The following is a 26,892-nucleotide window of genomic DNA, read 5'->3' on the forward strand; positions in this document are numbered from 1 at the left end:
CATGCGGGCGAAGTACCGCGTCGGCCTCGCAAGAAAGGACCTCGCGCGGCTGCCGGCCGGCTCTCAGGAGAACGTGCGGGGGTAGCGGCTGGCCCAGGCGAAGACGGCCGCGAAGAGGGTCCAGGCGGTGACGTACGCGGCCGGATGCGCCCAGGCGTCCCCGACGATGTCGGCCAGCGCCGTGCGGCCCTCGAAGTAGATCGCGAGCCCCAGCACCGCGCCGGGGATCGCCCCCCACCACCGCTTCCACCACACCTCGTGCACGGCGATCTCGAACAGGACGAGGGCGATCGGCCCGAACAGCAGGAACTTCAGGTTCAGCGCCGAGGGCGCCAGCGCCCCGAGCACCATGACCCCCACCGCCACGGCGGCCGTCAGCAGCACGACGGCGCCGAAGGGGGCGGGCTCGTCGCGCGGATCGCCGCCGGGCGGCGCGGGAGCCTGCCCCGCGTCACCGGACAGGGGCTCGTCACGCGGGTCCCGTTCGTCAGACACATCCGACATTCTGGCGAACATCCCGGCGGAATGAGCCCCTACTTAGGTAGCGGGCACGCTCACCTTCGGCCGCTCCCGGTAGGTGGCCAGCGTGAACAGCAGCGCCACCAGCCCGAACCCGGTGGACACCACGACCACCCCCACCCGGCCGTACGACTCCAGCGCCGCGCCGCCGGCCAGCCCCGCAACGAACAGCCCGACGTACTGCGCCGACGACAGCAGCCCCAGCCCGATCGGCACGTTGCCCGGCACCGCCGTGACGGTCCTGAACTGCTGCGCGGGCGCCACCAGCCATCCGGTCGCGCCCCACAGGAAGGCCCAGACCAGCGCGACGGGGACGGCCACGTTCGCGACCGGGATCAGGGCCAGGAACACCACGGACGTGCCCAGCCCGGCGAGGATCATCCGGCGCGGCCCGTACGCGTCGGTGAGCCGCCCGCCGAGCGCGTTCCCCACGATGCCGCCCAGCCCCCACGCCCACAGCAGCGCGGGCAGCGGCAGATCGAACAGCGACCCGATGTAGGTGTAGGCGGTGAAGCCCGCCGCGAACATCAGCAGCTGCGTCACCATCACCGCCAGCACCCGCCGGTCCCGCAACGGCTCGAACCGCTCCCGCAACCGCCCCGACACCGGGATCCGCACCTCCGGCACCAGTACGGCGACCCCCACCAGCCCGACCAGCCCGAGCCCCGCGACCATCCAGAGGGTGGCCCGCCACCCGGCCGCCTCGCCCAGCCAGGTGCCGAGCGGCACCCCGATGGCCGACGACACGCTCAGCCCGCCCATCACCAGCGCCAACGCCCGCCCGCGCCGCTCGGGCTCGGTCAGCGCGTTCGCCACGGCCGACGACGTGGGCGTGAACATGGCCGCCCCCGCCGCCGCGACCACCCGGGTCAGCATGACCAGCGTGTACGTGGGAGCCAGCGCCGTCAGCGTGTTGCCCACCACGAACACCCCCATGGCCACCAGCAACACCGTCCTGCGCGACATCCGTGCGGTCAGCGCGGCGAGCACCGGCGACAACAGGGCGTACGCCAGCGCGAACACGGTCATGAGCTGCCCCGCGGCGGACCGGGAGACCCCCAGGTCCGCGGAGATGGGCGGCAGCAGCCCGGCGGTCACGAACATGCCCGTACCGATCGCGAAATTTCCGGCCGCCATCGGATAGAGCCGTGAACTCATGGAGCCTCCAGCCTTCAGTTGGACGCCCATCAAACTGACCTATAGTTGGATAGTTGTCAAACAATGAAACGGAGATAGGGTTTCAGCATGCGCCTGCTGCCGCATCCGTCCACGGAGAACATCCAGCTCACGGAGGTTCTGCGAGCCCTCAGCGACCCCGTACGCCTCGAGATCGTGATCCGCCTCGCCGCGGCCGGGGAGATGACGTGCACGGTCGCGGGCGACGACCTCGGCGTGCACAAGTCGACCGCCTCGCACCACTACCGCACGCTGCGCGAGGCCGGCGTCGTCCTGACCAAGCAGGAGGGCCGGCTGAAGTACATGAGCCTGCGCCGCGACGACCTGGAGAGCCGCTTCCCCGGCCTGCTCGACGCGGTCCTGACCGCCGCGCTCCCCCTGCCCGCCGGGGCCCATGCCTGACGACGCCGCCTCGCCGCCTCCCGGCGCCACCTCGGCACCGCTCGACGCCTCCTCGCCGCCTCCCGGCGCCACCTCGGCACCGCTCGACGCCTCCTCGCCGCCAGAGGTGCTGCCGATCCGGCGCGTCCTGCCCGAGCTGCTCTCCGCGCTGGACCGGCACGGCAGCGCGGTCCTGACCGCCCCGCCCGGCACCGGCAAGACCACCGTGGTCCCCCTGGCCCTGGCCGAGGCGGGCCTGCGCGTCGTGGTGGCGGAGCCGCGCCGGCTGGCCGTACGCGCGGCGGCCCGCCGCATGGGCGTCAGCTACACGATCAGGGGCGAGCGGCACGTGGGCGCCAACCCCATGGTCGAGGTCGTCACCACCGGCGTGCTGCTCCAGCGGCTCCAGCGCGACCAGGAGCTGGCCGGCGTGGACGCGATCGTGCTCGACGAGTGCCACGAGCGCCACCTCGACGCGGACACGGCGCTGGCGTTCCTCCTCGACGTACGCCAGACGCTCCGCCCCGACCTGCGCCTGCTGGCCACCTCCGCCACCGCCGACGCCCGGCCGTGGGCCGACCTGATCGGCGGCCCGATCGTCGCCGCCACCGGCGCCGCCCACCCCGTGGAGACCGTCTGGGCCCCGCCGCCGGGCCCGGTCGCCCCGCCCCACGGCCTGCGCGTCGACCCCGCGCTGCTCTCGCACGTCGCCGCGGTCGTGCGCCGGGCGCTGGCGGAGCGGGACGGCGACGTGCTCTGCTTCCTGCCGGGCGTGGGCGAGATCGCCAAGGTGGCGGGGATGCTGGCGGGCGACGTGGAGCATCTCCTTCAGGTCCACGGCCAGGCGCCGGCCCACGTCCAGGACGCCGTGCTGCGCCCCGGCCCGGCTCGCCGGGTGGTGCTGGCCACGTCGGTCGCCGAGTCGAGCCTGACCGTTCCCGGCGTGCGCGTGGTGGTGGACTCGGGCCTGGCCCGCGAGCCCCGTACGGATCACGCGCGCGGCCTGGGCTCCCTCACCACGGTCCGCGTCTCCAAGGCCTCGGCCACCCAGCGCGCCGGCCGCGCGGGCCGCGAGGCTCCCGGGACGGTCTACCGCTGCTGGCCGGCCGCCGACCACGACCGCCTGGCCGACCACGCCCGCCCGGAGATCGCGCTCGCCGACCTGACGGGCTTCGCGCTCCAGGCGGCCTGCTGGGGCGATCCTGACGCGTCGAGCCTGGCCCTGCTGGACCCGCCGCCACCCGCCGCCCTGTCCGCCGCCCTGCGCACCCTGGACGCGCTCGGCGCGCTCACCCTCCCGCGGCCCGAGGAGGAGCGTGTGCGGGTGACGGAGCGCGGGCGGCGGATGGCGCTCGCCGGCGTGCACCCGCGCCTGGCCAGGGTCCTGCTCGACCTCGGCCCCGAGGCCGCCGAGGTGGTGGCCCTGCTGTCGGAGCCGCTGCCCCGCGACGCGTCCGACGACCTGGTGGAGGTCTGGCGCGCGGCCCGCCGCGGCGGCACCGGCTTCGCCTCCCGCTGGCGCCAGGAGTCCTCCCGCCTGCGCCGCACCGCCGCGGCAGCCCGCGCCACCGCGAAAAGCCGCACCGCCGGGGACAGCCGCACCACCACCGACGCCCGAGCCACCGCTAAGGCCCACCATGGCGACGCGCTGGCCGGGACGGCGGTGGCGCTGGCGTTCCCCGAGCGGGTGGCGCGCCGGCGCGGCGGCGGCTACCTCATGGCCTCGGGCACCCAGGCCCAGCTCCCGGACGGCTCCAGGCTCCGGACCGCCGAATGGCTGGCCATCGCGATCGCCGACCGCCCCACCGGCTCGGCCTCGGCCCGCATCAGGCAGGCCGTCGTCATCGACGAGGCCACCGCGAGAGCGGCGCTGGGCACCACGACGGAGGACGAGATCACCTGGCGCGTCCCGCCGGGCGAGCGCAGGGGCGACGTCTCCGCCCGCCGGGTCGAGCGCCTCGGCGCGATCGAGCTCTCGGCCACCCCGCTCAAGGACGCCGACGTCCGCGACGCCATCCTGCACGGCCTGCGCACCGAGGAGCTCCTCACCTGGACGAAGCAGGCCAGGGACCTGCGCGACCGCCTGGCGTTCTGCCACCGCGCGATCGGCGCCCCCTGGCCCTCGATGGACGACCTCGCCGGCCTCGCCGACCAGTGGCTGGAGCCCGAGCTCAGCCGGGCCCGCCGCCGCGCCGACGTGGAGCGCATCGACGTCGCCACGGCGCTGAGACGCCTGATCCCCTGGAGCGAGCGCCTCGACGAGGTGGCTCCCGAGCGCGTCGAGGTCCCCACCGGCTCCAGCGTCCGCCTGGACTACTCGGGCGAGCAGCCGGTGCTGGCGGTCAAGCTCCAGGAGCTGTTCGGCTGGCTGGAGACCCCGCGCGTCGCCGGCGTCCCGGTCCTGGTCCACCTGCTCTCCCCCGCGGGCCGCCCGCTCGCCGTCACCGCGGACCTGGCCTCGTTCTGGCGTGAGGGTTACCGTCACGTACGCGCGGAGATGCGCGGCCGCTACCCCAAACACCCCTGGCCGGAGGACCCTCTCACGGCCCGGCCGACCCGCCGTACGAAGAGGAACACCCCATGACCGACTGGCGACGCGAGGCGGCCAGGGACAACGCGCGCTGGTGCGACCTGATGTGCCGCGCCCACGGCATCCGGGGCACGTTCACGGACCTGGCCTGGACCAGCCCCGTCAGGACCCCGCCGTACTACCCCGACGCCGTCACCCTCTCCCCCGGCGCGACGGCCGCCGACCTGGCCCCGCACCTCGACGCGGGCCCCGGCGCGTCGATCAAGGACAGCTTCGCCACCCTCGACCTGCCCGGCTTCGAGGTGCTGTTCGAGGCGCGGTGGATCCATCGTGAGGCCCCCGGGAGAGCCGGCACGAACTGGCGGGTGGTCCGCGACGCGGCCGCGCTCGCCGGGTGGGAGCGGGCGTGCGGCATGAAGGGCCTGTTCCTGCCGCCGCTCCTCGACGAGGCGACGATCGTGCACGCCCCCGACCTGAGCTCCGGCGCGGTCCTGACGGCGACCGGCCCGGCCGTGGGCGTGTCGAACGTGTTCGGCGACTGGGGCGGCGTGCTGGCGACGGCGGCCGAGCTGTTCCCCGGCCGCCCGCTGGTCGGCTACGAGAGCGACCCTGCGCCCGCCCTGCGGCACGGCTTCACCACGATCGGCCCGCTCCGCGTCTGGCTCAAGGCGTGACGTCGTCCAGCGTCGGGTTCTCCAGGACGGGGTAGCGCTCGGCCCCCACCCCCAGATCCTTGAACCCGCTCGACGTGGCGATGCACACCACGGGCCCGTCGAAGTCCCTGCGCAGCCGCCGATGCCCGGCCAGCCCCGCGGTGCCGGACAGTTCCTGCCACAACCCCGCCCGCGCCAGCTCCCGCTGCGCCCGCCGCATCTCCTCGTCGGTCACGAGCACCGCCTCACCGCCGCTGTCGCGCACGGCGACGACTCCCCGGTGCCCGCCGACCGACCCGGCCACGCCGTACGCGTCGGTGGGCCCCAGCTCGACGACGGCGGCGGGCAGGCCCGCGGCCAGCGCCTTGGCGTGCGGCCCGCCGGCGGCCGTCTCGCAGGAGAACATCCGCGGCGCCTTCTCCGTCACCCCGAGCAGCAGCAGCTCCGTGAACCCCTTCCACACCCCGTAGAGCAGCTCGGCGTAGCCGGTGGGCGTGAACACGGCCGCGGGCACCTCACCGAGCTGCAGGAACAGCTCGTACGCGATCGTCTTGTAGCCCTCGGGCCCGAACGGATGCCCGGTGTGCGTCACGGTCTGGTTGCTGACCGGGTGATACCCCAGGCGGTCGACGATCTCCCGCAGCAGCGGCCACCGCTTCTCGCCGGGCACGGAGACGACCTTGGCCCCGTACGCGCGGACGAACGCCTGCACGGCGGGCGGCGAGCCGGCCGAGGTCAGCACGATGGCGGGCAGCCCGGCACGGGCGGCGTAGGCGGCGGCGGAGGCCCCGTGGTTGCCGGAGGAGGCCACGACCACCCCCGGCGCCCCCGAGGCGACGGCCGCGCTCACGGCGACCCGGTTGAGCCGGTCCTTGTGCGACCACGTCGGGTTGCGCGACTCGTCCTTGACGTAGACGTCACCGAACGACACCAGCGGGGTGCCGCCCTCGCCCAGCGTGGGCGCGTCCAGCGGTGGCAGCAGCGGCGACCAGCGTGCCAGGTCCGGCCCCGGCGCCTGCTCGAACAGGCGCCGGTCCACCTTCGCGTAGTCGTAGACGACGTCCAGCGGATAGGCGATCTCGTCGGTGCTGGTCTTGGGGCAGCCCCGCGTCAGCGGCGGGAACAGGGGGAACTCGGCCGAGGGGTCGCCCAGGGAACGCTGGCGGAGGGCAAGCGAAGGTCCGTTCACGTGAATCGACCCTATCGACCCTCGCAACGATGAGTGAAAAGCTGCACACTCTTCTCATGTTGTGGGCAGGCAGGTCCGCCATCGAGATAGCGACGGCCGTCCGGCATGGTGAGGTCGGGGCCACGACCGTCGTCGAGGAGCACCTCCACGTCATCTCGGAGCGAGATCCCCGGGTAGGAGCGTTCCGGCGGGTCAGGGAGCAGGCCGTGCACGAGGCGCGGCTGCTGCAGAAGCGGCGCGACCTGGCCGAGCTGCCGCTGGCGGGCGTGCCGGTGGCGGTGAAGGACAACCTGGAGGTGGCGGGCGAGGCCACGCTGCACGGGTCGGCCGCCGGCCCGCACACGCCCGCGCCGGAGGATCACGCGACGGTGGCGCGGCTGCGGGCGGCGGGCGCGGTGATCGTGGGCCTCACCAACCTGCCGGAGCTGGGGCTGGTGGCGCTCGGCGACAGCGCGTACGGCATCGTCCGCAACCCCTGGAACCTGTCACGCACGGCAGGCGGCTCGTCATCGGGGAGCGCGGCGGCGGTGGCGGCGGGCATGGTGCCGATCGCGCTCGGCAACGACGGCATGGGCTCGCTGCGCATCCCGGCGGCGTGCTGCGGCGTGCTCGCGATCAAGCCGGGCGCGGGCCTGGTGCCCCCGCCCGCGAACGACTGGGACCGGCTCACCGAGAACGGCCCGCTGGCCCGCACCGCCTCGGACCTGGCGCTGGTGCTGTCGGTGCTGGCGGCGGACCCGGCGCTGGCGGAGTCGTGGCGCGGCGGGCAGCGGGTGGAGCCGCCGCCGCGCATGCTGCGCTCGGTCTGGGCGGACGACGACGAGGTGTGGGAGCCGCAGCCGCCACCTGCCGGCCCGGAGCCGTTCGACCTGCGGGTGGCGTACGCGCCCCAGCCGCTGCCGGCCGGCATGCGGATGGACAAGGAGTTCCAGGCGGCGGTGCGCGGGGCGGCCGAGACGTTGCGCGTGGCCGGGCACACGGTGGTGGAGCACGGGCGCAGGCTGCCCGTGTGGCTCGGCCCGGCCACCGTCGCGACCTGGCTGGTCAGGGCCGCCGAGTCCGCCGAGGCCCCCGACCGGCTCGAACGCCGCACCAGGGCGCTGGCCCGCGCGGGCCGGGTGCTGCGCGCGCTGGGGCTCGACGGCGTGCGCGGCCGGGAGCGCTGGCGCGGATACGGCGCCGACCAGTGGTTCGGCGAGGCCGACGCGCTCATCACGCCCGCCCTGGCCGCCGTCCCGCCGAAGGCCGAGCGCTGGGGCGAGCGCGGCTTCCTGCGCAACGCGTGGACGAACGTCACCTACGCCCCCACCGCCGGCCCCTGGAACATGTGCGGCTGGCCCGCCATCAGCGTCCCCGTGGCGACGCACTCCAGCGCGATGCCCATCGGCGTCCAGATCGTCGCCCCTCCCGGCGGCGAGCCGCACCTGCTGGGCCTGGCCGCCCAGCTCCAGAACGCGCATCCCCCGCTCAGGCCACCTGGTTTCTCCTGAAAACGTCGCTTCTGCCCCGTAGGGTCTCGGGTCATGATCCAACCTTCAGACCTGACCGCCCTGCGCGCCAAGCTGGCGACAGCGTCCCCGGACAACGCCTGGAAGGCCGTCCGGCGGCTCGCGCTGGGCAGCCGGGATCGTGACGCGCTCGCCCTGGCCGCCGACTACGCCGAGATCGCGAAGCCGTCCACGGACAAGCTCCTCAGGCTCTGGCCCGACGCCCTCGACCCCGACGGCTTCGCGGAGCACGTACTGGCCCCGGCCTTCGACGCCGAGGGGCGTACCGAGCTGGTGCTGCGCAGGCAGGGCTCGCTCACGGGGCTGCGTCACCTGACGATGCTGGAGAGCCTGACCCTCGACCACTGCAAGTCGCTGACGGACCTGTCGGAGCTGTCAGCGCTGACCGGCCTGCGCGTGCTGGATCTGGACGGCTGCGCCGCCCTCAGCGACCTGAAGCCGCTGTCCGCGCTCGCCGGGCTGACGACGCTGCTGCTGCCCAACTGCCGCCAGGTGAGCGACGTCACCCCCCTGTTCGCCCTGCACCGCCTGCGCCGGCTCGACCTGCGCGGCACCGCCGTGGCGAGCGTCGAGGGGTTCGGCGACGCCTTCCCCGGCCTCGAAGAGCTCGACCTGGACGGCTGCCGGTTCCTCGACGACGTGCGCGGCCTGTCGGGCCTGAGCCGCCTGAGAACGCTCGACCTGAGCCGCACCAAGATCACGTCGATCGACGGACTGCGCGACCTCGGCTCCGTCACCCAGCTCACCATGCACTGCGCCCGCCTGACGAGCCTCGACGGCATCGCCGCCATGCCGGCGCTGGAAACCCTGTGGGCCACCGGCTGCACGAACCTGAAGAGCCTCGACGGCTTCGGCCACCACCCCCGGCTCACCAAGCTCGGCCTGCCCGACTCCAGGCTGCCCGACCTGCGCCCGCTGTCGCGGCTGCCCGCGCTGACCGGCCTGGTCATCGGCCGGCACCAGCGGCTCACCTCGCTCGACGGGCTCGAAGGGCACCCGTCGATCGAGGAGGTCGAGCTGGTCTACGCGGAGGACCTGCGCGACTTCTCCGCGCTCGCCCGCATGCCGGCCCTGCGCGTGCTGACCCTCCAGGGGCTGGAACAGCTCGCCGACCTCACCCCGTTCTCGGGGCTGCTCCACCTGGAGGAGATCCATGTGGCCTGCACCGAGGACCTGCGGACCCTCGGCGAGGTCGACCGCCTGCCCGCCCTGCGCACGCTCGACCTCTTCAAATGCCCCAGGCTGAGCGACCTCGGCGCGATCACCGGCCTCCCGTCGCTCAAGGAGGTCCGCGTGCACGGCTGCCGGGCGCTGCCGCCCGACCTCGTCGAGGACCTGGAGGCCCGGGGCCTGCTCATCGACTGAGAGGCCCCGGACGGGTCAGATGCCGACCGGATGCCAGACGGTCTTGGTCTCCAGGAAGCGCGTCATGCGGCCGATCCCCGGATCGGCCGCCCAGTCCTCCCGAACGGGCCGCGACACCCGCTTGAGGTTCTCCGCCGCCGCCTGCTCGCAGGTCAACGCCAGGTCGGCGTCCGCGACCCCGGTCAGGTCGAGGCCGTTGACGTCCATGTGCGCCGCCAGCCAGGGCGCCAGCTCGGCCTGCTTGCCGGTGAGCAGGTTGACCACCCCGCCCGGCAGGTCGGACGTGGCCAGCACCTCGGCCAGGGTGATCGCCGCCAGCGGCGCGGGCTCGGAGGCGATCACGACGCTGGTGTTGCCGGTCACGATCACCGGCGCGACCACGGACACGAGTCCGAGCAGCGGGTCGGCGGGCGCCACCACGGCCACCACGCCGGTCGGCTCCGGCGTGGACAGGTTGAAGTAGGGCCCGGCCACCGGGTTCGCCGCCCCGTGCACCGAGGCGATCTTGTCGGACCAGCCCGCGTACCAGACGAGCCGGTCGACGGCCGCGTCCACCTGCTCCAGCGCGGCGCGCTTGCCGCCGCCGAGCTCCTCGGCGAACTGCGCGCGCCGCCCCTCCAGCATCTCGGCGACCCGGTAGAGGATCTGCCCCCTGTTGTACGGGGTCGCCCCCGACCAGCCGGGGAACGCCTTGCGCGCGGCCACCACCGCGTCGCGGGCGTCCTTGCGCGAGGCCCGCGAGGCGTTGGCGAGGAACTCGCCCTTGGCCGAGGTCACGGGGTAGGACCTTCCACTCTCAGAGCGCGGGAACGCCCCTCCGATGTACAGCTTGTAGGTCTTCTTGACGGACAACCTACTCATCGCCCCGCCCCCTCCACGTGGACTCCTGCGACATCTGGACCGGGACGAAGACCTGCCCGCACCGGCTCACGCCGCAGCGGTGGGCGTACCAGCCGGTGCGTACGGGCCGGCCGGCCCTGGCGAAGGCGTGCCCCCTGGTGGCCTCGGCGCGCCGCTGACGGCGGCGGGCCCGGCGGTGCTCACACATCAAGGTAGGCCTCCAGCCCGGCGAGCCCGCCCTCGCGCCCGTAACCCGATTCCTTGTAGCCGCCGAAGGGCGAGGCCGGGTCGAACTTGTTGAACGTGTTGGCCCACACCACCCCGGCCCTGAGCCTGTCGGCCATCCACAGGATGCGCGAACCCTTCTCGGTCCACACCCCCGCCGACAGCCCGTACGGCGTGTTGTTGGCCTTCTCGACTGCCTCGGCGGGGGTGCGGAAGGTCAGCACCGACAGCACGGGGCCGAAGATCTCCTCCCTGGCGATGCTGTGCGACTGCGCCACCCCGGTGAACAGCGTCGGCGGGAACCAGAACCCCTTGCCGGGCAGCTCGCACGCGGGCGACCAGCGCTCGGCCCCCTCGGACTCGCCCAGGTCGCTCAGCTGCCGGATCTTGGCGAGCTGCTCGGCCGAGTTGATCGCGCCGATGTCGGTGTTCTTGTCCAGCGGGTCGCCCAGCCGCAGCGTGCCCAGCCGCCGCTTGAGCGCGGCCAGCAGCTCCTCCTGGATCGACTCCTGGACCAGCAGCCGCGAGCCGGCGCAGCACACGTGACCCTGGTTGAAGAAGATCCCGTTGACGATCCCCTCCACGGCCTGGTCGATGGCGGCGTCGTCGAACACGATGTTCGCGGCCTTGCCGCCCAGCTCCAGGGTGAGCTTCTTGTTCGTGCCGGCCACCGACCTGGCGATGATCCGGCCGACCTCGGTGGAGCCGGTGAAGGCCACCTTGTTCACGTCGGGGTGGGCCACCACGGCGGCGCCGGTCTCGCCCGCGCCGGTGACGATGTTCACCACGCCGGGCGGCAGGTCGGCCTGCCGGCAGATCTCGGCGAACAGCAGCGCGGTCAGCGGGGTCGTCTCGGCCGGCTTGAGCACCACGGTGTTGCCGCAGGCCAGCGCGGGAGCGATCTTCCAGGCCAGCATGAGCAGCGGGAAGTTCCACGGGATGACCTGCCCGGCCACCCCGAGCGGCCTGGTGCCGCCCTGCCCGTCTGCCGTCCTCCGGCCGAACCCGGCGTACTGCAGCTTGTCGGCCCAGCCCGCGTAGTAGAAGAAGTGCGCCGCGACCAGTGGCAGGTCCACGTCGCGCGACTCGCGGATCGGCTTGCCGTTGTCGAGCGACTCCAGCACGGCCAGCTCCCTGGCCCGCTCCTGGATCAGCCGCGCGATGCGGAACAGGTACTTGGCGCGCTCGGCGCCGGGCAGCGCGCTCCAGACGCCGAACGCCTTGCGCGCCGCCTGCACGGCGCGGTCGACGTCGTCGGAGGTGGCGGTGGCCACCTCGGCCAGCGTCTCCTCGGTGGCGGGGTTGACGGTCTTGAACGAGGTGCCGGAGCCCTCGACGAACTCGCCGTTGATGAACAACCCGTAGGACGACCTCAGATCGACGATGTCGCGCGACTCGGGTGCCGGTGCATATTCGAACATCGTCTAGTCCAGGGTGAAGTAGTCGGGACCCGCGTACCGGCCGGTGGCCAGCTTCTGGCGCTGCATCAGCAGGTCGTTCAGCAGCGAGGAGGCGCCGAGCCGGAACCAGTCGGGGGTCAGCCAGTCGTCGCCGGCCGTCTCGTTGACCAGCACGAGGTTCTTGATGGCGTCCTTGGTGGTGCGGATGCCGCCCGCCGGCTTCACGCCGACCTGGCGGCCCGTCGCGTCGCGGAAGTCGCGCACGGCCTCCAGCATGATCAGGGTGACCGGCGGAGTGGCGGCCGGTGACACCTTGCCGGTGGAGGTCTTGATGAAGTCGGCGCCGGCCAGCATCGCCAGCCAGGACGCGCGCCGCACGTTGTCGTAGGTCGACAGCTCGCCGGTCTCCAGGATCACCTTCAGGTGGGCCGCCCCGCAGGCCGCCTTCACCGCGACGATCTCCTCGTAGACCTTCATGTACTGCCCGGACAGGAACGCGCCCCGATCGATCACCATGTCGATCTCGTCGGCCCCGGCCGACACCGCCAGCGCGGTGTCGCTCACCTTGACCTCCAGCGAGGTGCGTCCGCTGGGGAACGCGGTGGCCACCGAGGCGACCTTGATCCCCGTGCCCCCGAGCGCCTCGACGGCGACGGGGACGAGGTCGGGATAGACGCAGACGGCCGCCACGGAGGGCGCGCCGCCGCCGGGCCGCACGGCCTTGGCGCACATCGCGCGCACCTTGCCGGCCGTGTCGGCTCCCTCCAGCGTGGTCAGGTCGACCATCGAGATGGCCAGGTCAATGGCCTGCGCCTTGGCCGTGGTCTTGATCGAACGGGTGCCCAGCATCGCCGCCCGCTGGTCCGCGCCGACCCGGTCGACCCCGGGCAGGCCCTGCAGGAATGCTCGCAACGCCGCGTCGGACGAGGCGACGTCCGCGAGCGAGGTAGTCACAGTTGACACCTAGACAGCATCGCCGACCAGGGCCACTACCTCCAAACCGGACCACCTTAGGGCACCCGGGGCCCGGTCCTAGGTATGCCGGAGCCCTACGCACACCAGAGATAAGGCATCCACCCGATGTGGCGGGGTGGGCCTTAGACCGAGCATTAAAGGTGTCAGGAAGACGCACGAAACATCAGGAGAAACACCATGAACCCCGAGATCGAATTCGAGCTCATGAAGAGTCAGGCCAGCGAGCTGCGCCGGGCGGCCGCACACCACCGCCGCGTACTCGAGGCGGAGCGCGGCAACAAGAGCGAGCGCCGCTCGTTCTTCGGCAAGCGCCGTTCCTCATGATCACCCCACGAGAGCCCGGCCGCATCCTCGCTCGCGGCCGGGCCTCACAACCGCCATAAAACCGTCGAAAGCACCGGAAGTGGCATGACATGCTGGACGACATGCGGGGACGATCTGTCAGTCCCGTCTTCGTCGGGCGGGCAGAGGAGCTGGCGGCTCTGTCGGAGAGCTTCCTCGAGGCCAAACGCGGCACCGTGACGGCCGTCCTGCTGGGAGGCGAGGCCGGTGTCGGCAAGACCAGGCTCGTCCAGCGGTTCGCCGAGCAGCGCGCCGCCGGCGGCGCCCACGTGCTCTTCGGGGGCTGCGTGGAGCTGTCCACCGAGGGTCTGGCGTACGCGCCGTTCACCGCCGCGCTGCGGCAGCTCGTCCGCGAGCAGGGCCCGGCGGCTGTGGCGGGGCTGCTGCCCGACGGCGCCGAGCGCGACCTGGCCAGGCTGCTGCCCGAGTTCGGGGAGCCCAACGGCGACGGCGAGACCGACACGGGCCGCGCGCGCCTGTTCGAGCAGTTCCTCACCCTCCTCGAACGCCTGGCCGACAGCCGCCCCACCATCCTCGTCATCGAGGACATCCACTGGGCCGACCGCTCCAGCCGCGACCTCATCGCCTTCCTCAGCCGCAACCTGCACGCGCCGCAGGTGCTGATGGTCATGACGTACCGGTCCGACGACCTGCACCGCCAGCACCCGCTCAGGCCGGTCCTGGCCGAGCTGGGCCGCGTCAACGGCGTGCACCGGCTCGACCTGCCCCGCCTGTCGCGCGACGAGGTCGCGCAGCAGATGACCGCGATCCTCGGCAAGGTCTCCGAGTACGGCGCGGTCGATCAGGTCTACGAGCGCAGCGAGGGCATCCCGCTGTTCGTCGAGGCCCTGCTGGAGTGCGGCGTCGACTGCACGTTCCCCGAGTCCATGCAGGACCTCATCCTCGGCACCGTCGAGCGGCTGCCCGAGGAGACCCAGCGCGTGCTGCGCGTGGCCGCAGCCGGTGGCAACCGCGTCGGCCACGCGCTGCTGGCGGCCGTGAGCGGCCTGTCCGACGTCGAGCTGGAGAGCGCGCTGCGCCCGGCCATCGCCCGCAACGTGCTGCAGATCGCCGACAACCGCGCCTACGTCTTCCGCCACTCCCTCATCCGCGAGGCCGTCCACGACGAGCTGCTGCCGGGCGAGCACCAGCGCCTGCACGCCAGGTTCGCCGAGGAGATCTCCAAGGACCGCAGGCTCGTCCCGCCCGGCCGCGCCGCCGTCGAGCTGGCACACCACTGGTACGGCGCCCGCGACGACCGCGGGGCCCTGATCTCGGCCTGGGAGGCGGCGCAGAAGTCGTTCAAGGCGTACGCGTACACCGAGGCCGTCCAGCTGCTGGAGCGCGTGCTCATGCTCTGGGTCCGGGTGCCCGACGCCGCCGACCTCATCGGCGCCGACCACACCGCCGTGCTGGAGCGCGCCTCCGAGGCCGCCAGCGCCGGCGGCGACGTGGACAGGGGCCTGAAGTTCGTGAAGGCGGCGCTGTCGCAGCTCGACGAGGCCACGGAGCCGGAGCGGGTGGCCCAGGTCATCAAGCGCAGGGCCGCGTTCAAGAACTCCAAGAACCAGACCGGCGTCATCGACGACCTCAGGCACGCGCTCCAGCTCGTCCCCGAGGACAGCCCCGACCGGGCCGAGGTCGTCATGAACCTGAGCCGCCACCTGATGCTGCGCGGCCAGGTCGAGGAGGCCCGCGGGCTCGTCGCCGAGGGCCTGCGCCTGGCCAGGCAGTACGGCGACCGCTGCCTCGAAGGCGACCTGCTGATGAACCAGGCGCTCGGCCACTCGCTCAACGGCGAGACGGAGAAGACGATCGCGCTCAACGAGCAGGCGCTGCGGATCGGCCGCGAGGAGCGCTCGCCGCGCCTGATCACCCGGGCGCTCGGCAACAACGTCGACGCGCTGCTCGACATGGGCCGCGAGGAAGAGGCGCTGCGCCTGGCCGAGGACGGCTACGGCATCGCCAAGAAGTACGGCCGGCTGCGCGGCAGCGGCCTGTTCATCGCCAACAACTGGGCCGAGGCGATGGAGGTGCTCGGCCGCTGGGACGAGGCCATCGAGATCGTCGAGAGCGCGCTCAGCCACGGCCCCGTCCTGCGCCACCGGCTCGCCCTGCTGCGCGTGCGCGCCGACATCGCCATGGCCAGGGGCGAGGTGCAGCTCGTCGAGGCCCTGCTGGCGGAGATCGGCGTGTTCAAGGACCACCAGGAGGAGTTCGTCCAGGACCTGGTCAACAACGCCCGCCTGCGCATCCGCTGGCGGCTGGCCACGGGCGATCCCGCCGCCGCGCTGGACGAGGCGGAGCGGGTGCTCGCCCGCCCCCGGCAGCCGAGCAAGGCCATGCTCGGCTGGCGGCTGCTCGCCCTGCTCCGCCTCGTCTGCGACGCCGCCCAGGACACCGAGCCCGCGCGGACCGAGGCGGTACGCAAGCACGCCGCCGAGGTGGCCGCCGAGCTGACCGTCATCGGGCCGGTCGTGGAGGCCTACCGGCTGTCGTACTCCGGCGACTTCGACGCCGCGGCGGCGGCCTGGGAGCGGCTCAGGCGCCCGCACAACCAGGCCAAGGCCCTGCTGCGGGCGGCCGGCAGCGCCGCGGCCGGGGGCGACAGGGAGGGCGCGGCCACCCGGCTCAAGACGGCGCTCCCGCTGGCCCAGGCGCTGCGCGCGACCCCGCTCGTGGCCGACATCGAGGCGCTGTCGCGCCGGGTGGGCGGGCTCCAGCCGGCGCAGGAGCCGTCCGAGCTGCTCACGCCGCGCGAGCTGGAGGTGCTGCGCCTGGTGACCCAGGGGCGGACCAACCGCGACATCGCGGCCGAGCTGTTCATCTCGGCGAAGACGGTGAGCGTGCACGTGTCGAACATCCTGGCCAAGCTCGGCGTCACCACGCGCGGCGAGGCGGCCGCGGCCGCCCACCGGCTCTCGCTGCTGTCCTAGAAGATCGCCTCGGCGATCAGGATCACGCCGAAGACGGCGAACGCGGCGGCGGCGCCGTACTTGATGGCCTTCTCCGGCAGGTGCTTGCCCAGCAGGCGTCCCACGAGGATCGCCAGCGCGTCGGCCGCCACCATGCCCACCGTCGAGCCGATCCACGTGCCGACCCAGTCGTCGTAGCGCGTCGCCAGCGTGATGGTGGCCAGCATGGTCTTGTCGCCCAGCTCGCTCAGGAAGAACGCCACGGTCACCGCGATCAGGGCGTTCCTGGTGGTGCGCTGGGCCTTCTTGGACTCCTCCTCGGTCAGCTCGTCACCGCGCAGTGTCCACAGGGCGAAGCCGAGGAAGGCCAGGCCGGCCACGATCGAGATCGCCGTGGTCGGCAGCCAGTCGCCGACCAGCCCGCCCAGCGCCACGCTGAGCAGGTGCACCACGGCCGTGGCGACGGTGATGCCGAGGATCACGGTCCAGGCCTTGAAACGGGTGGCGAACGTCATCGCCATGAGCTGGCTCTTGTCACCGAGCTCGGCCACGAAGATGGCGACGGTGCTGATCCAGAACGCTTCCAACGGTCCTCTTCCGCGCGACCAGGCCGGAAGCAGGCACCCGGGGAGAGGTTTTCGGGCACGACTTCGGCCCGGCAGCGTCTTTGTCATGACTGCCAGGCCGAAGGTCTCGTCCGCCCGTCTGAGGCCCGCGCGACCGGGCGCCCGGAGGCGCCAGTATGTCGATCACGCGATTGGGACTACTCCCCTTCGGTAATTCCAACCCACCATAACAGCCCCGGCAGGCCGCCTATTCCCCCAGGCCGCAGCCCACCAGCACCGGCTCGTTGACCAGCGTGACCCCGAACTTCTCGCGCACCCCGTCGCGCACCTCCCTGGCCAGGGCCAGCAGGTCGGCCGCGGTGGCGTTCCCTGTCGGGTTGGTGAGGGCCAGCGTGTGCTTGGTGGAGATGCGCACGAGGCCGCGCTCGTACCCCTTCGGGTAGCCCGCCTGCTCGATCAGCCACGCCGCCGGCACCTTGATCAGCCCGCCGGGCAGCTCCCAGTGCGGATGCCCCGGCGCGCGCACGGCCAGCTCCGCCGCCTGCTCCGGCGTGAGCACCGGGTTGGTGAAGAACGAGCCCGCGCTGCGCGTGTCGGGATCGGCGGGGTCGAGCACCATGCCCTTGCCCCTGCGCAGCTCCAGGACGGCCGCACGGGCCCGGTCGAGCGGCACCCGGCCGCCCGCCTCGGCGCCCAGCCTGCGGGCCAGCTCCTCGTACGCGAGCGGGCCGGACAGCTCCGACAGGTCCAGCGCGTACGTCACCGCCAGCACCACGTACCGGCTCAGGTCACGCTTGAAGAGGCTGTCGCGGTAGGAGAACCCGCACTGCCGCGCCTCCAGGTCCACCACCTGCCGGGTACGCCGGTCGTAGGCCCGCACGCACCTGATGGTCTGGGCGACCTCCTGCCCATACGCCCCGACGTTCTGGATGGGCGTCGAGCCCACCAGGCCGGGCACGCCGGACATGCACTCGATGCCCGACCAGCCCTCGGCCACCGCGCGGGACACCAGCCGGTCCCAGTCCTCGCCCGCCTCGACCACCAGCACGACCTGCTCGCCGTCACGCGAGACGGCCACGCCCTCGGTGGCGACCTTGACGACCAGCCCGTCGAAGCCCTCGTCGGACACCACGACGTTGCTGCCCCCGCCGAGCAGCAGCGTGGGGACGCCGTTCATGTCGGCCTCGGCGATCAGGGACACGAGCTGCTCCGCCGAGGTCGCCTCGGCGAAGTCACGGGCGGGCCCGCCCATGCGCAGCGTGGTGTACGGCGCGAGCATCTCCATGAGCACCTAGCTTAGGAGGCGCTCGGCATGCGCAGGCACCCCGTCGTGCCTCAGGAGAGCCTCAGGAGGCGCTCAGCATGCGCAGCACCCCGTCGTAGTTGCGCCGGGACTCCCGGTCGAGGTAGTCGGGCGGCACGTCGTGCCGGCCCAGCCGCTCCACCGGCGGCGGCTCGACGGGGACGACCAGGTCGCCGGGCAGGGCCAGCGAGAGCTCCAGATCGGCGTACGCGCCGTAGCAGGCTTCCTCGGGCAGCGCGCCGATCGCCTGCGCCCTGCGCACGGCCAGGAGCCCTCCGGTGAGCGCCCGCACCTTCCCCGGCCCGGCCTCCCGCCACTCGGGCCCCTCGCCGCCCGGCCCCTGCCGCCACTGCGGCACGACGCCGATGCTCGTCCGGGTGGTGGCGCCGTCCGACGGCTCCAGGCCGCGCCAGCCCGCCGCCACCGCGCCCGTCACGACCGCCGCGACCAGCGGGGTGAGCGCGTCGCCCCGCAGCACCACGTCCGTGTCCATCAGCACGTGCACCTCGGACTCGTCCAACTGCAGCAGCTTCGCCCGGCCCTCGCCCCAGGTCGCGGTGCCGCCGCGCCAGTGCGGCCGCTCGGCCACGTGCCAGGCGGCGATCCGCTCCGGGTGCAGCTCGGCCAGCTCGCGCAGCACGTCGCCGGCGCCGTCCACGTTCCCCAGGTCGAGGGCGAGCACGCGGGCGTCGGTGTGGTCCACGACCGACTGCAGGCACCTGCGTACGTCCTCGGGCCAGCCGTCCACGAGCAGCCCCACGCCGACCGTCACGTCCTTGGTCTCCATGCGCTGCCGCTCGCTGTTGACGCCCTGGTCGTCGAGGCGGTTGGTGGCCAGCGTGCCGTCCCAGACGCGCTGGGCGTGCAACATCTCGTCGCCCGGATCGCCGTGCTGCCCCGGATCCCCGGAGAAGCCCAGCTCGGCGGCGGGGTTCAGCCTGGCGTGCTCCCCCCTGGCCCGGGTGCCCGCCGTGCCGACCCCGGGCGCCCGCCCGCCACCGCCGAGGGTCGCGCCGCCTGCCGTGTCGCGGCCGGTGCCGGTGCCGCCCGCCACCTCTTCGAGCCGCGCGGGCCGCAGGTGGCCGGGCGGCTTGGCATCGGTCACCGCGGACACGGGGATGGATCGAACCGTCGGCCAGACCTGTCGCGCAGCATCATTCATACGGACACGCGCTACCCGGAAGCCGCCCGCCCTATCACGAGAGCTGGACCACGGCCCGCGCCTTCGACAGGACCTTCGCGTCCCCCGATCTGGCGGTGAGCCCGACGACCACCCTCTTGTCCTCGAGCTTCTCCTCCACCACCCCGCTCACCGAGATCGTCGCCCCCCGATCGTCGTCGGGCACGACCACCATCGACGAGAACCGCACCCCGAAGTCCACCACCGCCCCCGGGTCCCCCACCCAGTCCGTGACGAACCGCCCGGCCTGCGCCATCGTGTACATGCCGTGCGCGATCACGTCGGGCAGCCCGACCATCCTGGCGAAGCGCTCGTTCCAGTGGATCTGGTTGAAGTCCCCCGACGCGCCCGCGTACATCACCAGGTTGACCCGCCGCACGTGGTACTCCGCCGCCGGCAGCTCCTGCCCGACCTCGACCTCGTCGTACCTCACCGTGGCAGTCATCTCAGCCCGCCCCTCCGCGCTCGACGATCGTGTTGTACGTCACACACACCGGCTCGCCCTGCACCGTCCGGATGTCGCTCCTGACCGTCAGCACCTCGTTGCGGCCGGCGGTGCGGATGTCGGTGATCGTGGAGGTCATGACCAGCTCGTCGCCGGCGTGGACGGGCCGCACGTACTCGAAACGCTGCTCGCCGTGGACCACCATGGCCAGGTTCAGCCCCAGGTCGGGATCCACCAGCGCCTCTCCGCCGCTCTGCAGGCTGAAGACGATGGGGAACGTGGGCGGCGCGATCACGTCGGGGTACCCGGCGGCCTGGGCGGCCTGCCTGTCGCGGTAGAGCGGGTTGTTGTCGCCGATCGCGGCCGCGAACTCCTTGATCTTCACCCTGCTGACCTCGTACGGGGCACTCGGCGGATAGGTCCTGCCCACGAAGTCACGATTCAAGGCCATCGCTGCTCCCTCGCATGTCTCCGTCGTCCCAGCGCTGATGGGGCCGACGCTAACAGAACAAGGTTCGGCTGTCGCTGGGGATGGGCTGCTTTTTGCCCGGGACATGCACGGGGGCACCCGCGGGGCCGAGAACCCCGGAAAACACGACAAACCGGCGCCCTGCTAGGGGACGCCGGCTGTGCGATATGTCAGGAGGAGGACAGAAGCCCTGCCCGGAGGCCCTATCGGGTCTCGCGGTGCGCGCGATGGCAGCGGCAGTTGGGGCAGTACTTCTTCAGCTCAAGCCGATCCGGGTCGTTGCGCCGGTTCTTCCGCGTGATGTAGTTGCGGTGCTTGCACTCCTGGCAGGCCAGCGTGATCTTCGGCCTAACGTCGGTGGCAGCCACTTGGGAGTGCCTTTCTACGTTCGGGACATGGACACGCCCGTACCCAGGCCTGGCGACCTGGGCTGGGGCAGTAGCGGAGGCCGGACTTGAACCGGCGACACAACGATTATGAGCCGTTTGCTCTGCCTGACTGAGCTACTCCGCCTTTGAGCCGGAAAGACCCGGCCCGTAGAGGATACCCGACACGGCGAGCACATTCGTAACTCACCCGGTCAGGTGGGGTGCTCCCAGTATGCCTCAGGAACCCCCGACAACCGAAATCAAATACCCGGCAGCCCCGTCTGCCGTCCCACCCCGAGGGGTGATCAGCGTAGCAGCGGACGCGAACTCCCGCACACCGGCCGCCGCCCGCCCGCTCAGGTCGTGGCGCCGAGCCGCGCGCGGACCTTGGCCAGGAGGTCGTCGGGAAGCATGGCGTAGCCGTACAGGGGGAGGTAGGTCTGGCCGGCGTCGCTGGCGGTGTAGTTCAGGAAGGTACGCACCAGCGGGTCGTTCCGGTTCGCGCAGATGATCTCGTAGGTGGCGAGGATGAGCGGGTAGGCGCCGGGAACCTCGGTCAGGTAGTCGAGCCGCACCACGAGATCGTCCTTGCGGCCGGCGCTCCTGGCGCCCTTCAACGCCTTGCTGGCGCTCTCGGGCGTGAGCGCGACGAACTGCCCCGCGGCGTTGCGGATCTGCGCGACCTCCAGCCGGGCGCTGCTGGCGAAGGCGTACTCCACGTACCCGATCGAATGCCGGCGGTGCTCGACGGCCTGCGCCATGCCGCTGGAGCTCACCACGCCCTCCCCGGAGCCGTTCCACCTCCTGGACGGCTGGTGCGGCCAGTTGCCGGCCGCCTTGAGGTAGGACAGGAAGTTGTGGGTGGTGCCGGAGTCGTCGGAGCGGTGGAAGACGCGGATCCGGGTGGGCGGCAGGCGGCTGCCACGGTTGTCGGCGGCGATCTGCGGCGCGTCCCACCTGGTGATGCGCCCGCTGAAGATGCCGGTCAGCGTGGCGGGCGAGAGCTTCAGGTCCGGCACGGTCGGCAGGTTGTAGGCCAGCGCGATGGCACCGACCACCATGGGCAGATGCATGGCGCGGCCCCCGCAGCGCTGATCGGCCAGCGCCTGCTCCTGCGGGTTCATCGGGACGTCCGAGCCGGCGAACGCGCTGCGGCCGGCGATGAAGTCCCTGATGCCCGCTCCCGACCCGGTGGCCTCGTAGATCACGCGCAGCCCCGGGTGCGTGCGCTCGAAGTCGGCGCGCCAGGCGTCCATCGCGCCCTTCTGCGCCGTCGAGCCGGAGCCGCGGATGGACGCGGCGATCTGCGGGCTCTGACGCCCGTGCCGAGTGGTCAGCAACAGGATCCCGATCGCCAGCGCGGCGCCGGCCGTCACGGCGATGGCGACGATCACGGCCACTGCAGCGATCCAGGTTGACCTTGCCATTTCTCCAAGGCTATGGATCCGACGCGACGCGGCCCATCAGCCACATCCCAAATCTCGGACTTGAACGCACAAGCTGCTCCATACGTCGCGGCGCTCTTCCGGTGGTGGAGGAGCCGGAGGAAGAGCCAGCCGCCGCCCGGGTAGCGGGTGGGCGCACCCCGTACAACGCGAAACGCCCGACCCCGTGAACTCCCGGGTCGGGCGTGAAGTGCGAGCCCCCAAACGGAATCGAACCGTTGACCTTCTCCTTACCATGGAGACGCTCTGCCGACTGAGCTATAGGGGCCTGTCCGGCGCTGCGGACAGGTGTAACCATACACGGCACTCAGCGATGATGCGAACTCGTTCCGGCCGCCGCCGGGGTCCGCGCCCGCCGCCGCACGGGAAGTTCGATCACCTCGCACAGATCCGCCAGATCGACGTGCCTGGCCACCTCCGCCACGGAGGTGCAGTCAGCGACCAGCCAACCGTTCTTGCGCACCCGGAGCACCTGCCGCCCCGCCCGCACCGCGCCGACCACCTCGTAGCCGTCGAGCCCGACCCATCGCCTGTCCATAGCGGCACAGATTAGCCGTGGGGTCTCTCATTTTTGCCCTGTCCCACGCGTTACCAGGCATACCGAATCGGTACGAATCCCAACTCAGTACCGGTAGAACCCGGCGAAGTCCTTCTTCCGCCTGATCTCGTCGACCCGCACCACGGCCCCGGTCTCCGGCGCGTTCATCATCTTCCCGCCGCCCAGGTAGACGCCCACGTGGTGGGTCCTGACCGACCGCTTGCCGACCTTCCCGAAGAACACGAGGTCCCCCGGCCGGGGAGAGGACACCCGGCGCATCTTGCGCACGTGGTCGTCGGTGTTCCCCGGCCCCAGCACGTCCTCGCCGTGCGCCAGCGCGTACACCCACCGCGCGAACCCCGAGCAGTCGAGCCCGCGCGTCCTGGCCGCCGGGCAGGGTCTGATGCGGCCCTGGTAACCCCTGCAGGTGCCCTTGGAGGGCCCGGGGGACGCCGCGTGGCCGCCGCCCCAGGAGTACACGATCCCGCGCTGCTCGATCTCGTACGCGATGCGCACGATCAGCGGCGGCATGGACAGCCCCAGCGGCACGGAGGCCGTGGCGGTCAGCAGGAGCAGCGCCGCTGCCACGACTAACCGCCGCCTCATCCCCGAAACCTCCCAAAAGTCACGCTCTTGGGATTGATACTGCCTCTTATCGGGCCCTGAGGGTGAGCTTCACCGAGCCGACCGTCACGTACATGCCCACGGTGCCCTTCGACTTCCTGGGCCTGGTGGTGAACGTGAACGTCTTCTTCTGCCCGCGCGGCAGCTCGGCGAGGGTGCAGCGCACCGCCGTGCCGCTGAAGTCGCATCCGGGCGCCTTGACCACGGTCTGCCCGCCGAACGCCCTCCCCGACAGCTTGACGTCCTTGACCGGGTGCGGCCCGGTGTTCTTGATCGTGACCGTGTAGGTCTTCCTGTTCCTGGCCTGGCCCGACACCGTCACCGAGGCCGGCGGGTTGGCCAGCGTGGCGAGCTGCGACTCCGAGCCGTTGAACGTGTTCCCGCCGCCGACCAGCGGCCCCTTGTCCGACGACTGCCAGAACGTGTGCTTCTTCCAGCTCTTCGGCAGCTCGCCCGGATCGCTGCCCCAGCGGGCCAGCCAGAGGGGGTTCGACCGGAACTTGTCGGAGTTCCCCGTGCACGTCTGCCACCAGCTCGTGGTGGTGTAGATGATCGCGTGCCGGCCGGTGGCCTCGTGGTACTTCTTCGTGAACGCCTTGAGCCAGGCGACCATGTCCTCTACGGACAGGTCGTAACAGTTGTTCTTGCCGTTCGTGTCCTTGTACGGATTGTCCTCGATATCGAGCACTCCCGGCAGGGTCCGGCCGTCACTGACCCAGTTGCCGCCGTGCTGCAGGAAATAGTCGGCCTGAGCCGTCCCGTCGGTTTCGTGCGGCTGCGCAAAGTGATAGGCGCCGCGGATGAGCCCGGCCGCCGCGGCTCCGTCGTACTGGGCGGCGAAACGCGGATTGGTGTAGTCAGTCCCCTCGGTGGCCTGCACGAACGCAAATTTCCCGCCTCCGGCGGCAACGCTTGCCCAGTCGATGTCGCCCGTCCAGTTGCTGACGTCCACACCGGGCACTCCGTCGGCCGCCTGCGCGACGCCGGTCATGCCGACCGTTGCAATTACCGCGAATAACAAGAGACGTTTCACGCCGGAGATCATTGCGGAGCCGTACACAATTCCGCAAGTCCGGGAATATCAATTTCCTGCGACGTCGCGACCCGAAAGACGGGGCCGAGCCCCAGGGGTCGCGCCCCGGCCGCCCACTCCCGCCACCGCTCGTCGCCGACCTCGCCGTCGAGGTGGATCTCGTGCCGTACGCGCCGCTCGTACCGGCGCCTGGCCAGCTCGGGCGGCACGTCGCACCAGACCTCGCGCACGCGCGGGCCCGCCTCGACGCCCGCCCGCCGCAGCCCGGCGAGCACCACCGGCCGCAGCGGCGCCAGCCAGGGGCTTTCCAGCACCGCGCCGCGAGCGGCAGGGTCCACATGCTCTCCCGCGGCGGCCACCGTGGTCTTGCCGGACCCGGGCAGGCCGTTGACGAGCACGACGAGATCGCACATGCGCGAGATGTTCGCAGAAATCGGTCCGGCAACGGGGAGAAACCGCACTTCGGAGGGCCTGAATTGATGACGTCACCGGTGCCGCTCCTGACGGTGTTTCCGCAGGTAGGAGCCCGATATGAACGTGACATTCGCGTTTGCCAAACCTCCCGGAAGCTGCACAGACTGGGACTCGATCCCGATCCTGCAAACGCCCCCGACCAGGGGTTTCTTCGCCATGCCCGGAGGAGGGCGACCATGATCCGTGCCCGGGGACTTACCCGAGTGTTCAAGATGAAGAAACAGAGCGTGGAGGCCGTCCGCGGCATCGACCTCGACGTGGAGGCCGGCCAGCTCGTCGCGTTCCTGGGGCCGAACGGCGCCGGCAAGTCCACGACCCTGCGCATGCTCACCACCCTCCTGCCACCCACCTCGGGCGCCGCCACGGTGGCCGGCCACGACGTGGCCGCCGACCCGGCGGGGGTGCGGGCCCGCATCGGGTACGTGGGCCAGCGCAACAGCGCGGGCGAGGACTTCCTCGTCCGGGACGAGCTCGTCACCCAGGGCCGCTGCTACGGCCTGCGCCCGAGGGAGGCCGCCGCCCGCGCCGGCGAGCTGCTCGACCTGCTCGACCTGGCGCCGCTCGCCAAGCGCGTGCCCGGCACCCTGTCAGGCGGCCAGCGCCGCCGCCTCGACATCGCCCTGGGCCTCATCCACCGCCCGGCCCTGCTGTTCCTCGACGAGCCCTCGACCGGTCTCGACCCCAAGAGCCGCGCGGAGATCTGGGAGCACATCCTGCGCCTGCGCGAGACGTACGGGACCACGCTGTTCCTGACCACCCACTACCTGGAGGAGGCCGACAGCATGGCCGAGCGGGTGGTGATCATCGACGGCGGCCGGATCATCGCGGACGGCACCGCGGAGCAGCTCAAGAACGACCTGGCAGGCGACCACATCGTCATCACCACCAGCACCGAGCGCGAGGCGGAGACGGCCGCGCGGATCGGCGGCGGCACCGCCGACGGCCTCACGGTGCGCCGGCGGATCGCCAAGGCCACCGCCGCGCTGCCCGGCTACCTGCGGACGCTGGACGCCGCCGGCATCAAGGTCGCCACCGCCGAGACCATCCGCCCGACCCTCGACGACGTGTTCCTCACCCTGACCGGGAGAAGCCTCACCGATGACGACATTCCTGCGTGACACCACCACCGTCTTCTCCCGCGAGATCAAGCCCAGCCTGCGTAACCCGGTCGGGCTGCTGTTCGACATGGGGCAGCCGCTGCTGTTCCTGTTCCTGTTCGGGTCGCTGCTGGACGGGGCGGTCGGCTCGTCGTGGCAGTGGTTCGTGCCCGGCATCCTGGTCATGATGTGCCTGACCGGGCCCATGAGCGCCGGCTACACGCTGCTGGTCGAGCTGATCGGGGGCGCGATGGAGCGCCTGATGGTCACGCCGCTGAACCGGACGGCGATGCTGGTCGGCAAGAGCGTGAAGGCCGTGCTGACGCTGCTCGTGCAGGCGGTGCTGATCATCGCCCTGGCCCTGCCGCTGGGCTTCGAGCTGCACCTGGCAGGCGTCCTGGGGGCGCTGCTGCAGCTCGTGGTCTTCAGCGTGGGGCTGGGGGCGCTCTCGTTCGTCCTGGCGATCAAGTCCGCGCCTGGCGGCACCCTGTTCTACGTCGTCAGCCAGTCGATCACGTTCCCGCTGCTGCTGCTCTCGGGGGTGCTGCTCCCGCTGGAGACCGCTCCCGGCTGGTTGCGGGCGCTCGGCCAGGTCAACCCGGTCACCTACATCGTGGACGCCCAGCGGGCCCTGTTCGCGGGCGACCTGGCCCACCCCTCGGTCCTGTACGGCACCGCCACCGCCTGCGCCATCGCCGCGATCGGCCTCTACCTGGGCAACCGGGCACTGCGCCAAGGCGTATGAGCCGTTTTGACATCCGTTTCCCGCCGCCACCAAAGTGAGCTGATGACTCTTGTGCTGGCGACGCGGACGGTGCCCTGGATCCCGGTGGCGCACCGCCTCGACGTGATCCTGTCCCAGACCCTCCCACCGGTCGAGCGGACCACGTCGGCGTTCGCGTTCGTGTCCGACACCGCCGGCCGGACGCTGATGACCTGCGTGGACCGCGTGGGCCGGGGCTGGGACATCCCGGGCGGCCACGTGGAGCCGGGCGAGAGCCTGGCCGGGGCGGCGGCCAGGGAGCTGCACGAGGAGACCGGCCTGCGCCTGCCGCCCTCCGCCCTGTCGATCTTCGCCTGGCAGCGCATCGAGCTGCTGGAGCCGCCGCCCGCGGACTACCGTTACCCGGCGCTGGCGTACATGGCGATGTTCCGCGCCGTGCTGCCCGGGCCCGGCGCGCCGACGCGGCCGCCCGCGGGCTCCGAGAGCACCCGTGCCGATTGGCTCTCCCGCGCGGAGATCGAGCGGGTCTGCCCGGACCACACCTGGCTGGCGCTGCTGGAGGCCTGATGGAGCCATGGCCTGGCGCTCGCCGGAGATCTCGCGGCTCA

28 protein-coding genes and 2 tRNA genes are annotated in these 26,892 nt (G+C 72.1%); 10 read left to right on the forward strand and 20 right to left on the reverse strand.

All coding sequences use genetic code 11. From position 1 onward, the window contains the following. Positions 1-63: 63 nt before the first annotated feature. Complete coding sequence (locus ACBJ32_RS52460) at positions 64-495, reverse strand: hypothetical protein (RefSeq protein WP_375133272.1); 432 nt, start codon at positions 493-495, stop codon at positions 64-66. A 42-nt stretch (positions 496-537) separates the two neighbouring features. Continuing rightward, positions 538-1,677: an MFS transporter gene (locus ACBJ32_RS52465; RefSeq protein ID WP_375133273.1), complete on the reverse strand. Its 1,140-nt coding sequence runs from the start codon at positions 1,675-1,677 to the stop codon at positions 538-540. An 87-nt stretch (positions 1,678-1,764) separates the two neighbouring features. Here ACBJ32_RS52465 and ACBJ32_RS52470 point away from each other — a divergent pair, with 87 nt between their 5' ends. The 3 genes from ACBJ32_RS52470 to ACBJ32_RS52480 are packed head-to-tail and all read left to right on the forward strand — an operon-like array spanning position 1,765 to position 5,280. After that, entirely contained in the window at positions 1,765-2,097 is a 333-nt protein-coding gene (locus ACBJ32_RS52470; protein WP_357889911.1) for a helix-turn-helix transcriptional regulator, read from the forward strand. Next, entirely contained in the window at positions 2,090-4,660 is a 2,571-nt protein-coding gene (gene hrpB, locus ACBJ32_RS52475) for an ATP-dependent helicase HrpB (RefSeq protein WP_375133274.1), read from the forward strand. The genes ACBJ32_RS52470 and hrpB overlap by 8 nt, the downstream gene beginning before the upstream one ends. Then, a complete protein-coding gene (locus ACBJ32_RS52480) occupies positions 4,657-5,280 on the forward strand; it encodes a hypothetical protein (RefSeq protein ID WP_375133275.1) in 624 nt (207 codons plus the stop codon). The genes hrpB and ACBJ32_RS52480 overlap by 4 nt, the downstream gene beginning before the upstream one ends. On the opposite strand, the gene ACBJ32_RS52485 is transcribed toward ACBJ32_RS52480, so the two are convergent. Further along, entirely contained in the window at positions 5,270-6,448 is a 1,179-nt protein-coding gene (locus ACBJ32_RS52485; protein ID WP_375133276.1) for a pyridoxal-phosphate dependent enzyme, read from the reverse strand. The two genes, ACBJ32_RS52480 and ACBJ32_RS52485, sit on opposite strands and share 11 nt — an antisense overlap. A gap of 29 nt (positions 6,449-6,477) precedes the next feature. Between ACBJ32_RS52485 and ACBJ32_RS52490 the strand changes: the two genes are divergently transcribed. Both ACBJ32_RS52490 and ACBJ32_RS52495 read left to right on the forward strand, forming a co-directional pair. Beyond that, on the forward strand, positions 6,478-7,938 hold the full coding sequence (locus ACBJ32_RS52490; protein WP_375133277.1) for an amidase: 1,461 nt from the start codon (positions 6,478-6,480) through the stop codon (positions 7,936-7,938). 33 nt (positions 7,939-7,971) lie between these two features. Continuing rightward, positions 7,972-9,321, forward strand: a complete 1,350-nt coding sequence (locus tag ACBJ32_RS52495; protein ID WP_375133278.1) for a leucine-rich repeat domain-containing protein — start codon at positions 7,972-7,974, stop codon at positions 9,319-9,321. A gap of 15 nt (positions 9,322-9,336) precedes the next feature. On the opposite strand, the gene ACBJ32_RS52500 is transcribed toward ACBJ32_RS52495, so the two are convergent. From ACBJ32_RS52500 to deoC, 4 genes are read right to left on the reverse strand one after another with little or no spacing between them, the layout of a single operon-like run. Then, positions 9,337-10,182 (reverse strand): aldehyde dehydrogenase family protein, encoded by an 846-nt coding sequence (locus tag ACBJ32_RS52500; protein WP_357889894.1) that lies wholly within the window; start codon positions 10,180-10,182, stop codon positions 9,337-9,339. After that, complete coding sequence (locus ACBJ32_RS52505) at positions 10,175-10,369, reverse strand: hypothetical protein (RefSeq protein ID WP_148433332.1); 195 nt, start codon at positions 10,367-10,369, stop codon at positions 10,175-10,177. The genes ACBJ32_RS52500 and ACBJ32_RS52505 overlap by 8 nt, the downstream gene beginning before the upstream one ends. After that, positions 10,362-11,807: an aldehyde dehydrogenase family protein gene (locus tag ACBJ32_RS52510; protein WP_375133279.1), complete on the reverse strand. Its 1,446-nt coding sequence runs from the start codon at positions 11,805-11,807 to the stop codon at positions 10,362-10,364. Before ACBJ32_RS52510 ends, ACBJ32_RS52505 begins: the two co-directional genes overlap by 8 nt. A gap of 3 nt (positions 11,808-11,810) precedes the next feature. Further along, positions 11,811-12,740 carry a deoxyribose-phosphate aldolase gene (deoC, locus tag ACBJ32_RS52515; protein WP_375133280.1) on the reverse strand — a complete coding sequence of 310 codons (930 nt, stop codon included), beginning with the start codon at positions 12,738-12,740 and terminating at the stop codon, positions 11,811-11,813. 198 nt (positions 12,741-12,938) lie between these two features. Between deoC and ACBJ32_RS52520 the strand changes: the two genes are divergently transcribed. After that, positions 12,939-13,085, forward strand: coding sequence for a hypothetical protein (locus ACBJ32_RS52520; protein WP_185110566.1), 147 nt, complete (start codon positions 12,939-12,941; stop codon positions 13,083-13,085). Between the two features lie 101 nt (positions 13,086-13,186). Further along, positions 13,187-16,039 (forward strand): AAA family ATPase, encoded by a 2,853-nt coding sequence (locus ACBJ32_RS52525; RefSeq protein ID WP_375133281.1) that lies wholly within the window; start codon positions 13,187-13,189, stop codon positions 16,037-16,039. Here the strand turns inward: ACBJ32_RS52525 and ACBJ32_RS52530 are convergent. The 13 genes from ACBJ32_RS52530 to ACBJ32_RS52590 all read right to left on the reverse strand — a co-directional run bounded on the left by ACBJ32_RS52530 (position 16,036) and on the right by ACBJ32_RS52590 (position 24,402). Next, positions 16,036-16,605, reverse strand: coding sequence for a TMEM165/GDT1 family protein (locus tag ACBJ32_RS52530; protein WP_375133282.1), 570 nt, complete (start codon positions 16,603-16,605; stop codon positions 16,036-16,038). The two genes, ACBJ32_RS52525 and ACBJ32_RS52530, sit on opposite strands and share 4 nt — an antisense overlap. Before the next feature lie 226 nt (positions 16,606-16,831). After that, a complete protein-coding gene (locus ACBJ32_RS52535) occupies positions 16,832-17,869 on the reverse strand; it encodes a UDP-N-acetylmuramate dehydrogenase (RefSeq protein WP_375133283.1) in 1,038 nt (345 codons plus the stop codon). Positions 17,870-17,930: 61 nt separating this feature from the next. After that, the gene (locus ACBJ32_RS52540; RefSeq protein WP_375133284.1) at positions 17,931-18,992 is read right to left on the reverse strand and encodes a glycosyltransferase family 2 protein; all 1,062 of its coding nucleotides are present in this window, start codon (positions 18,990-18,992) and stop codon (positions 17,931-17,933) included. Positions 18,993-19,083: 91 nt separating this feature from the next. Continuing rightward, on the reverse strand, positions 19,084-19,512 hold the full coding sequence (locus ACBJ32_RS52545; protein ID WP_357889879.1) for a MaoC family dehydratase: 429 nt from the start codon (positions 19,510-19,512) through the stop codon (positions 19,084-19,086). A gap of 1 nt (position 19,513) precedes the next feature. After that, a complete protein-coding gene (locus tag ACBJ32_RS52550; RefSeq protein ID WP_357889876.1) occupies positions 19,514-19,963 on the reverse strand; it encodes a MaoC family dehydratase N-terminal domain-containing protein in 450 nt (149 codons plus the stop codon). Positions 19,964-20,184: 221 nt separating this feature from the next. Further along, complete coding sequence (rpmG, locus tag ACBJ32_RS52555) at positions 20,185-20,349, reverse strand: 50S ribosomal protein L33 (protein ID WP_019632658.1); 165 nt, start codon at positions 20,347-20,349, stop codon at positions 20,185-20,187. A gap of 71 nt (positions 20,350-20,420) precedes the next feature. Then, a tRNA-Met gene (locus ACBJ32_RS52560) sits at positions 20,421-20,494 on the reverse strand. A 211-nt stretch (positions 20,495-20,705) separates the two neighbouring features. Next, complete coding sequence (pstS, locus tag ACBJ32_RS52565) at positions 20,706-21,776, reverse strand: phosphate ABC transporter substrate-binding protein PstS (RefSeq protein ID WP_375133285.1); 1,071 nt, start codon at positions 21,774-21,776, stop codon at positions 20,706-20,708. Between the two features lie 213 nt (positions 21,777-21,989). Then, positions 21,990-22,062, reverse strand: a tRNA-Thr gene (locus tag ACBJ32_RS52570). A 39-nt stretch (positions 22,063-22,101) separates the two neighbouring features. Further along, positions 22,102-22,332 carry a transposase gene (locus ACBJ32_RS52575; RefSeq protein ID WP_375133286.1) on the reverse strand — a complete coding sequence of 77 codons (231 nt, stop codon included), beginning with the start codon at positions 22,330-22,332 and terminating at the stop codon, positions 22,102-22,104. Between the two features lie 84 nt (positions 22,333-22,416). Further along, on the reverse strand, positions 22,417-22,938 hold the full coding sequence (locus ACBJ32_RS52580) for a C40 family peptidase (RefSeq protein ID WP_375133287.1): 522 nt from the start codon (positions 22,936-22,938) through the stop codon (positions 22,417-22,419). Positions 22,939-22,984: 46 nt separating this feature from the next. Then, positions 22,985-23,947: a GH25 family lysozyme gene (locus ACBJ32_RS52585; RefSeq protein WP_375133288.1), complete on the reverse strand. Its 963-nt coding sequence runs from the start codon at positions 23,945-23,947 to the stop codon at positions 22,985-22,987. A gap of 50 nt (positions 23,948-23,997) precedes the next feature. Next, a complete protein-coding gene (locus ACBJ32_RS52590) occupies positions 23,998-24,402 on the reverse strand; it encodes a hypothetical protein (protein WP_375133289.1) in 405 nt (134 codons plus the stop codon). A gap of 237 nt (positions 24,403-24,639) precedes the next feature. Between ACBJ32_RS52590 and ACBJ32_RS52595 the strand changes: the two genes are divergently transcribed. The 3 genes from ACBJ32_RS52595 to ACBJ32_RS52605 are packed head-to-tail and all read left to right on the forward strand — an operon-like array spanning position 24,640 to position 26,851. Continuing rightward, positions 24,640-25,581, forward strand: a complete 942-nt coding sequence (locus ACBJ32_RS52595) for an ATP-binding cassette domain-containing protein (protein ID WP_375133290.1) — start codon at positions 24,640-24,642, stop codon at positions 25,579-25,581. Next, positions 25,562-26,305 carry an ABC transporter permease gene (locus tag ACBJ32_RS52600; RefSeq protein ID WP_357889855.1) on the forward strand — a complete coding sequence of 248 codons (744 nt, stop codon included), beginning with the start codon at positions 25,562-25,564 and terminating at the stop codon, positions 26,303-26,305. The genes ACBJ32_RS52595 and ACBJ32_RS52600 overlap by 20 nt, the downstream gene beginning before the upstream one ends. 42 nt (positions 26,306-26,347) lie before the next feature. Next, on the forward strand, positions 26,348-26,851 hold the full coding sequence (locus ACBJ32_RS52605) for an NUDIX hydrolase (RefSeq protein ID WP_375133291.1): 504 nt from the start codon (positions 26,348-26,350) through the stop codon (positions 26,849-26,851). Positions 26,852-26,892 lie beyond the last annotated feature (41 nt).

The organism is Nonomuraea sp. GTA35 (assembly GCF_041950525.1).
Classification (GTDB): Bacteria; Actinomycetota; Actinomycetes; order Streptosporangiales; family Streptosporangiaceae; genus Nonomuraea.

What these genes read in the sequence shown, in the direction of transcription:
- ACBJ32_RS52465 (WP_375133273.1), bottom strand. Translation starts at nt 1,677, where the DNA reads ATGAGTTCACGGCTCTATCCGATGGCGGCCGGAAATTTCGCGATCGGT.
- ACBJ32_RS52470 (WP_357889911.1), top strand. Translation starts at nt 1,765, where the DNA reads ATGCGCCTGCTGCCGCATCCGTCCACGGAGAACATCCAGCTCACGGAG.
- hrpB (WP_375133274.1), top strand. Translation starts at nt 2,090, where the DNA reads ATGCCTGACGACGCCGCCTCGCCGCCTCCCGGCGCCACCTCGGCACCG.
- ACBJ32_RS52480 (WP_375133275.1), top strand. Translation starts at nt 4,657, where the DNA reads ATGACCGACTGGCGACGCGAGGCGGCCAGGGACAACGCGCGCTGGTGC.
- ACBJ32_RS52490 (WP_375133277.1), top strand. Translation starts at nt 6,478, where the DNA reads ATGAGTGAAAAGCTGCACACTCTTCTCATGTTGTGGGCAGGCAGGTCC.
- ACBJ32_RS52495 (WP_375133278.1), top strand. Translation starts at nt 7,972, where the DNA reads ATGATCCAACCTTCAGACCTGACCGCCCTGCGCGCCAAGCTGGCGACA.
- ACBJ32_RS52500 (WP_357889894.1), bottom strand. Translation starts at nt 10,182, where the DNA reads ATGAGTAGGTTGTCCGTCAAGAAGACCTACAAGCTGTACATCGGAGGG.
- ACBJ32_RS52505 (WP_148433332.1), bottom strand. Translation starts at nt 10,369, where the DNA reads ATGTGTGAGCACCGCCGGGCCCGCCGCCGTCAGCGGCGCGCCGAGGCC.
- ACBJ32_RS52510 (WP_375133279.1), bottom strand. Translation starts at nt 11,807, where the DNA reads ATGTTCGAATATGCACCGGCACCCGAGTCGCGCGACATCGTCGATCTG.
- ACBJ32_RS52520 (WP_185110566.1), top strand. Translation starts at nt 12,939, where the DNA reads ATGAACCCCGAGATCGAATTCGAGCTCATGAAGAGTCAGGCCAGCGAG.
- ACBJ32_RS52525 (WP_375133281.1), top strand. Translation starts at nt 13,187, where the DNA reads ATGCGGGGACGATCTGTCAGTCCCGTCTTCGTCGGGCGGGCAGAGGAG.
- ACBJ32_RS52535 (WP_375133283.1), bottom strand. Translation starts at nt 17,869, where the DNA reads ATGGAGATGCTCGCGCCGTACACCACGCTGCGCATGGGCGGGCCCGCC.
- ACBJ32_RS52545 (WP_357889879.1), bottom strand. Translation starts at nt 19,512, where the DNA reads ATGACTGCCACGGTGAGGTACGACGAGGTCGAGGTCGGGCAGGAGCTG.
- ACBJ32_RS52550 (WP_357889876.1), bottom strand. Translation starts at nt 19,963, where the DNA reads ATGGCCTTGAATCGTGACTTCGTGGGCAGGACCTATCCGCCGAGTGCC.
- pstS (WP_375133285.1), bottom strand. Translation starts at nt 21,776, where the DNA reads ATGGCAAGGTCAACCTGGATCGCTGCAGTGGCCGTGATCGTCGCCATC.
- ACBJ32_RS52575 (WP_375133286.1), bottom strand. Translation starts at nt 22,332, where the DNA reads ATGGACAGGCGATGGGTCGGGCTCGACGGCTACGAGGTGGTCGGCGCG.
- ACBJ32_RS52580 (WP_375133287.1), bottom strand. Translation starts at nt 22,938, where the DNA reads ATGAGGCGGCGGTTAGTCGTGGCAGCGGCGCTGCTCCTGCTGACCGCC.
- ACBJ32_RS52585 (WP_375133288.1), bottom strand. Translation starts at nt 23,947, where the DNA reads ATGACCGGCGTCGCGCAGGCGGCCGACGGAGTGCCCGGTGTGGACGTC.
- ACBJ32_RS52590 (WP_375133289.1), bottom strand. Translation starts at nt 24,402, where the DNA reads ATGTGCGATCTCGTCGTGCTCGTCAACGGCCTGCCCGGGTCCGGCAAG.
- ACBJ32_RS52595 (WP_375133290.1), top strand. Translation starts at nt 24,640, where the DNA reads ATGATCCGTGCCCGGGGACTTACCCGAGTGTTCAAGATGAAGAAACAG.
- ACBJ32_RS52600 (WP_357889855.1), top strand. Translation starts at nt 25,562, where the DNA reads ATGACGACATTCCTGCGTGACACCACCACCGTCTTCTCCCGCGAGATC.
- ACBJ32_RS52605 (WP_375133291.1), top strand. Translation starts at nt 26,348, where the DNA reads ATGACTCTTGTGCTGGCGACGCGGACGGTGCCCTGGATCCCGGTGGCG.